The sequence below is a fragment of the Halosegnis sp. genome, assembly GCF_042216475.1.
Taxonomy (GTDB): domain Archaea; phylum Halobacteriota; class Halobacteria; order Halobacteriales; family Haloarculaceae; genus Halosegnis.
Genome location: NZ_JBDGTV010000012.1, coordinates 140,364 through 147,131 on the forward strand (window position 1 = coordinate 140,364; position 6,768 = coordinate 147,131).

The 6,768-nt window shown below is 67.3% G+C and carries 8 protein-coding genes and 2 tRNA genes; 7 read left to right on the forward strand and 3 right to left on the reverse strand.

Annotation, left to right across the window (positions count from 1 at the left end):
* The first annotated feature begins 31 nt into the window (after positions 1-31).
* Positions 32-811: a helix-turn-helix transcriptional regulator gene (locus ABEJ63_RS08525; protein ID WP_375795936.1), complete on the forward strand. Its 780-nt coding sequence runs from the start codon at positions 32-34 to the stop codon at positions 809-811.
* Between the two features lie 53 nt (positions 812-864).
* Complete coding sequence (locus tag ABEJ63_RS08530) at positions 865-1,155, forward strand: PRC-barrel domain-containing protein (protein WP_375795937.1); 291 nt, start codon at positions 865-867, stop codon at positions 1,153-1,155.
* Here ABEJ63_RS08530 and ABEJ63_RS08535 read toward each other — a convergent pair.
* Positions 1,152-2,597 (reverse strand): DHH family phosphoesterase, encoded by a 1,446-nt coding sequence (locus ABEJ63_RS08535; protein ID WP_375795938.1) that lies wholly within the window; start codon positions 2,595-2,597, stop codon positions 1,152-1,154. The two genes, ABEJ63_RS08530 and ABEJ63_RS08535, sit on opposite strands and share 4 nt — an antisense overlap.
* Before the next feature lie 135 nt (positions 2,598-2,732).
* Here ABEJ63_RS08535 and ABEJ63_RS08540 point away from each other — a divergent pair.
* A tRNA-Lys gene (locus ABEJ63_RS08540) sits at positions 2,733-2,806 on the forward strand.
* Between the two features lie 266 nt (positions 2,807-3,072).
* Here ABEJ63_RS08540 and guaB read toward each other — a convergent pair.
* Positions 3,073-4,551, reverse strand: a complete 1,479-nt coding sequence (guaB, locus tag ABEJ63_RS08545; protein ID WP_375795939.1) for an IMP dehydrogenase — start codon at positions 4,549-4,551, stop codon at positions 3,073-3,075.
* Positions 4,552-4,758: 207 nt separating this feature from the next.
* Between guaB and ABEJ63_RS08550 the strand changes: the two genes are divergently transcribed.
* From ABEJ63_RS08550 to ABEJ63_RS08560, 3 genes are read left to right on the forward strand one after another with little or no spacing between them, the layout of a single operon-like run.
* A complete protein-coding gene (locus ABEJ63_RS08550; protein WP_375795940.1) occupies positions 4,759-4,977 on the forward strand; it encodes a hypothetical protein in 219 nt (72 codons plus the stop codon).
* Positions 4,978-5,871: a DUF5794 domain-containing protein gene (locus ABEJ63_RS08555; protein ID WP_375795941.1), complete on the forward strand. Its 894-nt coding sequence runs from the start codon at positions 4,978-4,980 to the stop codon at positions 5,869-5,871.
* Between the two features lie 47 nt (positions 5,872-5,918).
* Entirely contained in the window at positions 5,919-6,143 is a 225-nt protein-coding gene (locus tag ABEJ63_RS08560) for a DUF5795 family protein (protein WP_375795942.1), read from the forward strand.
* On the opposite strand, the gene ABEJ63_RS08565 is transcribed toward ABEJ63_RS08560, so the two are convergent.
* Positions 6,144-6,497, reverse strand: a complete 354-nt coding sequence (locus ABEJ63_RS08565; protein ID WP_375795943.1) for a 2Fe-2S iron-sulfur cluster-binding protein — start codon at positions 6,495-6,497, stop codon at positions 6,144-6,146.
* A 93-nt stretch (positions 6,498-6,590) separates the two neighbouring features.
* Between ABEJ63_RS08565 and ABEJ63_RS08570 the strand changes: the two genes are divergently transcribed.
* Positions 6,591-6,768: transfer RNA gene (locus tag ABEJ63_RS08570), tRNA-Trp, on the forward strand.

The window sequence follows — 6,768 nt, forward strand, 5'->3', positions numbered from 1 at the left end:
ATTATTACGCTCCCGAGTGAGTTCTGTGACGGTGACCGCCCCGGACCTGCTCTCGACGCTCGCCCGTCGAGAGCAGCTGCTGACACAGCTCCGTGAGGCCCCCCGGGCGAAGAGCGACCTCGTGGCGGACCTCGATGTCTCGCGGTCGACGGTCGACCGGGCGGTGCGGAAACTCGAGGAAGCCGGCCTGCTCGAGCGGCGCGACGGGGTGGTGGCACTCACGCTGGCCGGCCGACTCGTGTTCGACGAGTACCGGCAGTTCCGCGAGCGGACGGATGGCGTGCTAGCGGCTCGGGAGGCGCTGGCAGCACTGCCCGCGGATACCGACGTGGATCCGGCGGCACTGGCCGGTGCAGAGGTGACGCTGGCCGATCGGACAGCACCGTACCGGCCGGCCGAGCGGCAATCAGCGCTCATCGAGCGGGCCACCCGGGCAGACCTGCTCGGAACGGCCGTCGCTCCCCGGTTCGTCGAGGCGTATCGGGCGGCCATCCTCGATGGGACGGAGGTGCGAGCGGCGGTGACGCCGGTGGTTGCGGAGTCGCTGGTGGTCGACCACGCGGAGGCGCTCTCGGAGATGCTCTCGACCGGTCGGCTCGCCTTGCGCGTGCTCGACACCACACCGCCGTTCTCGCTCACCCGGTTCGAACTTGAGGGAGACGACGAGCGGCTGGCGCTGATGATTCGGTCGGCTGACGGCCCGCGGGCCCACGTCCAGAACGATACCGACGCCGCCGTGTCGTATGCTGCCGACTATTTCGAACGTCATTGGGCGCGTGCAGACCCGCTGTCACCCGCGGAAGCCGGCTGACGTGCGTCCGACGCGGCGGCACTGTTAAGGAACGTCCACTACTCCCGGCGCGTATGGACGACGACATCCCACAGGAAATCACCTCGCTCGTGGGCCGCGAGGTGTACTCGAATAACGGCGTGTTCGTCGGGCAGGTCGAGGACCTCCGGCTCGACCTGGATAGCGAGCGCGTCACCGGGCTCGCTCTCACCTCGCTCAACGACGACCTCTTCCACGGCCGCGCCGCGAGCGCCCGCGGTGTCATCATCCCCTACCGGTGGGTACGATCGGTCGGCGATGTCATCCTCGTCAGTGACGTCATCGAGCGGATGAAGACCGAGGAGAGCGAAGAAGCAGCCGTCTAGGAGCCGTTGTCGCCGGACTCGACGCCCATCGCAGCGAACAGCTTTGTCTTGACTGCCTCACGCACCAGCGACAGAAGCGTCTCGCGGTTGTCCTCGCTAGCCTCGATACCGGTGAAGATGCCCAGTGGAATCTCGACGGTGGCGTCCGTCGAGTGGCCTACGACCTCGCCGATATCGCCGAAGGCGTCCTCCAACACGGAGCCGATGTTCATCCGGATGTCTTTCGAGCGGGCTGCGAGATAGATGGTCTCGTCGGCGATGGCGAACACTGCCGTCGTCGTGATACCCTCGAGGTTCAGGAGGTGTTGGGCTGCCTCCGAAAGCGCCTCGCGATTCCGGATGAAGCCGGCGTTCGAGACGAGATGCGACCCCTTGACGTCGCGGTTACGAATCGCCTCCGCCAGCACATCGAGCGTTTCCGGGCTCATCGACGGCGATTCAACCTGCTCGAGCGTGTCGTGGTCGGCGAACGGGTAGAGATACGCCGCCGCGGTCAGATCTGCGGGCGTGGTGTCTCGTTTGAAATCGAGCGTCTCCGCCCGGATGCCGTACAGCAGCGCCGTGGCCACGTCTTCGGCGAGGCTGATGTCGAACTCCTGGACGTACTTCGTCATGATGGTCGACGTCGAAGAGACGTTCGGGCGGACGTCGACGAAATTCGCTTCGTAGGCGATTTCGGGCTCGAAGTGGTCGATGAAGATGTCGACACCCTCCTCGATGGCCGGCTCCGAGGCCTTCGCGTGGTCGACCAGCGCCACCGTGTCGTAGTCGTCGAGGTCGACCTCGGACAGTGGCGTCAGGTCGATACCGAACAGGTTGACGAACGCGCGGTTCTCTTGATGGCCGATTTCACCGTCGTAGAGGATATCTGCCTCCACATCGCGCGATGCCGCGATGGCCTGAAGGGCGACGGCACTGGCGATGGAGTCAGGGTCCGGCGACCGATGGGCGAGGATGGCCATCCGGCCCGTCGTGCTGTCGATGACGGTCGCCAGCTGCTGGGCTTTGTGCTCGAGTTCACCCGTCTCGAGGGCCCGTAACGCGGAGTCGGCGATGACTGCCGACGGGTTGATTACGACGTCGACGCCCATCTCGGTCAGCTCGTCGGCCGTGACAGGGTCGGAGGCGCGCACGATGATGAAGTGGTCGCCGCCCCGTTCCTGTATCTCCCGGACGGCTGCCTTGTTCGCCTCGACGTCAGAGGAGAGAACAAGGAGAACATCTCGGTCAGCGACGGCGTCGGCCACGTCGGACTCGGCGATATCGGCCGTTCGCGCGTCGAGATCCTGGTCGCGCAGCACCTCGACGCGCCCCTCGTCTTTGTCGAGGATGAGGACGTCCTTCCCTTCCCCGACGAGTGCCTCGGCGACCGCGTGGCCGACGCTCCCGCACCCGAGGATGGCGTAGGTCGACATCGATGTCATCGAGATGCCGGTACTCATGATACCCCGAGTTGTGGCGTCCTCTCACTTAAACTACGCACCTCCGCGACCGCGCCGGCGAAAACCGACAGACGGCGTCCAGACGGCTGCCGAAACGCAAGGTATAACCGCCGGCCTGCGCTACCCGGATTCGCAGGGCCGATAGCTCAGCCAGGGAGAGCGACTGGCTCTTAACCAGTCGGTCGAGGGTTCAAATCCCTCTCGGCCCGTCTTCTTCAACCGACCGTCATCCTCTAGGAGCAGCAGAACCCACCAGCGCGTGACCGGACAGCGGTTTGGCGTGTCTCATAAAGGCCCGGAAACGTCCACCACGACGGCTATACCGGCCGGGTTCGTGTATGCAGTGCGGTCGGGTTGGACCACTCACCGCAGGTCTTCGGGCATATCCCGCGGGCTCTGTCCCGGCCACGCGGGCACTTTCGAACGCTGGACCAATGTATCGACCAGCGCGTCGCCTCACCGTCGGCGTGGGCGGCTACTCGTCGGGTGAGTAGTTCGGCGCCTCGTCAGTAATCATCACGTCGTGCGGGTGCCCCTCGGACTGGCCGGCCTGCGAGACGCGGACGAACTCGGCGCGTTGCTTGAATTCGGGAATCGTCTCGGCGCCGACGTACCCCATTCCCGAGCGCATCCCACCGACGAGCTGGTGGAGTTCCGACTCCAGACTTCCTTTGTAGGGGGTGGCCGCCTCGACGCCCTCGGGGACGAAGTCCTCGTCCTCGTCGGCGTCTTTCAGATACCGGTCGCCGCCGCCCTCGCTCATCGCGCCGACACTGCCCATCCCGCGGTACTGTTTGTACTTCTTCCCCTGCATCGTGATGACACGACCGGGGGCCTCGTCTGTGCCGGCGAAGTAGGAGCCGAGCATCACCGCGTCGGCGCCGGCCGCGATGGCCTTGATGGCGTCCCCGGAGTAGCGGATCCCGCCGTCCGCGATGACGGGCACACCCTCGGGAGCGGCCACATCGGCCACCTCCGAGACGGCCGTAATCTGGGGCATCCCCGCGCCAGAGACGACCCGTGTCGTACAGATGGAGCCGGGACCGATGCCCACCTTCAGCCCGTCGGCGAAGTCGACCGCGGCCTCGGCGGCCGCGCGCGTGCCGATGTTGCCGACCACCACGTCCGCGTCGACCTCCGCCTTGATATCGCGGGCTGAGTCGAGCACGTTCAGGTTGTGGGCATGGGCACAGTCGATGAAGATGACGTCCGCGCCGGCCTCGTCGGCGGCCGTCGCGCGGTCCGTCTCGAAGGGTCCGACGGCGACCCCGACCCGGAGCCGTCCGGCCTCGTCACGGGCGGCGTCGTCGTACTCCCGCCGCGAGAGGATCCCCCGCATCGTCACCAGCCCCGTCAATCGGCCAGCCTCGTCCACGATAGGCACCCGCTCGATTTTGTGTTCGTACATCAACTCGAGCGCCTCACGAGCGGTGATGTCCTCGGTGGCCGTCACCACCTCGTCGGTCATCGCCTCCCGGACGGGGTCGTCCTCGGCGATCCCGATGTACGGCCGGATATCCGTCCCAGAGATGATACCCAGCACCGCATCGTCGTCGTCGACGACAGGGGCACCGGAGACACCCTCACGACCCATCACACGATCCACCTCGGCGACGGTCATATCGGGTTCGGCCGTCACCACGTCTCGGATAATGAGTTCGTCGGCCCGCTTCACCGCCTCCACGTGTTCGGCCGTCTCCGCGACGTCCATGTTGCGGTGGATGACGCCAAGGCCTCCCTGTCGGGCCATCTCGATGGCCAGGTCTGCCTCGGTGACGGTGTCCATCGCCGCCGAGAGCACGGGGACGTTCAGTTCCACGTTGCGGGACACGCGCGTGGCCGTCTCCGCCTCGTCGGGCTCCACCCGCGACTCCTTGGGTCGCAGGAGCACGTCGTCGAACGTCAGCGCCTCGGGGACCTCGAGTTTCCGCGAGAATGGTCTGTCTTCCGCCATATAAACGGTGTGATGGCGCGACCCAAAAGCGTTCCGAGAGCGCCGACCTGCGGGGCGTGTGGCCGTGTGACGCACGCCGCCGCGGGCGGGCAACCGGTGGACGTTCGTCCGGCAATCACACCGGGGAGCGACCGAACGCCGGGTCGGGTGGCGTCTGTGCCCGCATCCCACACAACGCTTATGATAAATCCACCGCTCAGTGCAGGTATGGACGCCGCAGGTTCCACCGCGTCGTGCGCTGCCGGCCAGCCGACGGTCACCACCGGCCTCTCGACAACAGCGTGGAATTTTGCGGCGCAGTTTACACCGTTCAAAGTCGGTATTGAGGGCGACGCGTTCGACTGGCTTGCGTCGTGGACCTCCGGTCCCGGCGGCCATCGCGACGCTGACCACCCACCGGCGACGGGGTATCGCCACCGCCCCTGAATGAGCGTCTCACAGCATCCGGTCGCCGTCCGGCTAGAGCAGCGTGTCGGCGAGGGAACGCGCCTGCTCGCCACCGTGATGGCGCTCCCGCTTATCGACGGTATCTTCCCCGCGCTCATCCTCGCAGGCGCCCTGGCGACGCCGCTCGGTATCCTCGAGGTTGGTCTGCTCGTGTTCGGCGGCTCGGCCACGCTGGCGGTCGTGCTCGCGGAGATGGACGGCACCCGTCGCCAGCAGGTGATGACCGTGCTGGCCGTCGGCGCCCTGCTCCTGCCGATTGCAGCCGTCGAGGCAGCCTTCGCGCCGACCATCGCCTCCATGCTGAATATCGCCATCTTCGAGCGGTTCGCCGCGCTGGTCATCCTCGCGGTGGCCGCCAAGACCGCCTCGGCGACCATCGGCGAATATCTCCCCTCACCGGGCGTCATCGTCGGGCTCGGTCTGGTCGCGTCCTTCCAGCCCGGCGGCTTCGAACTGGTCGTCGTCGCTGACCCGCTGGATGTCGCCCGCGGCGTGGCGGCCGCCGGTGTCGGTGTCGTCTTCGCTCTAGGCGCGGCCGTCTTCGGGCCCTGGCTCCGCGGCAACGTCGACATCGACCGATTCCGCTTCGGCAGCGCCGTCGCCCTCGGCGTGCTTCCACTGTCGATACTCGGTATCATCGAGGCGCACGTGCCGCTGGCGCTGGCCGTCTTCGGCGTCACCTCGCTGCTGTCGCTGGACCCCGACGGCCGGGGCAGTCCGCTGCCCGCCGAGGAGACGGCCGGCCCGGTGGCCGACGGCGGCCCCGACGTCCGCGAGGACGGCCCCGCCGACGCGGATGTCACCGACGACGACGAGGAGGAGCCGACCGGCGCCGACCGGCCAAGCGCGACCGACCGCGCGCCGTGGCTCTGAGGCCGCGGCGACGACAGGCTTAGGGCCGTCGCTCCCCCGCATTCGGTATGGCCGATAACCGCGTCGTCGAAGGGCGGATGGTGACGCCGACGAAGCTCGCCGAATTGGTCGAGGGGGAAGACGTCATGGACGCCGAAGCTATCGAGGAGGCCGACCGTGACTGCCCCGAGTGTGGCGGAAGCGTGCTCTCGGTGGGCTACATGCCCAGCGTCACCGCCTTCGTCACCGGCTACAAGTGTCAGGACTGCGACTGGCGCGAGCGCGAGGCGTAATCAGTCGCGCCGCGGCAACAACTGTCCCCAGTATCCCTCCTGTATCAGGTCGACCGTCAGCGGCCTCTCCACCGTCAGCTGGCACGACAGCCGCGGATAGCCGAACCGGGCCGCCAGCGCGTCGTGCCAGTGGTCCGCAGCCGGCTCGTCGCCGGCCTCGTCGAGCCCCTCGTGGACACGAACGCCACAGGTGGCACACAGTCCGCGGCCGCCGCAGTTGGCGACCCGGGCAGCCGGCCCATACACCTCGAAGCCGGCCTCGCGGAGCGCGTCCCGGAGGATGCGGCCCCGCTCGACGCTTATCGTCTCCGCGCCGTCCCCGTGCCGGACGCGGACCGGTACCGACTCGCTCATACTGGCCGGTCGGCCGCTGCCGGCAAAAGCCCGCGGGCGGTACGTCGTGGGAACCGAAACCCCTTTAGCCCGAATCGCCATACCGGGGAGCGAGGGGCTGTGGCCAAGCCAGGCATGGCGACTGACTCCAGAGGCCACGCGCCCGGTGACGAGACTCCAGACTGATATACCGAGCGGCCGGCTGATCACCGCCCGCGTTGACGACCCTCTGGAGAACCGAGGCGCCACCGGAGATATCAGTCGATCGGGGGTTCAAATCCCTCCGGCCCCA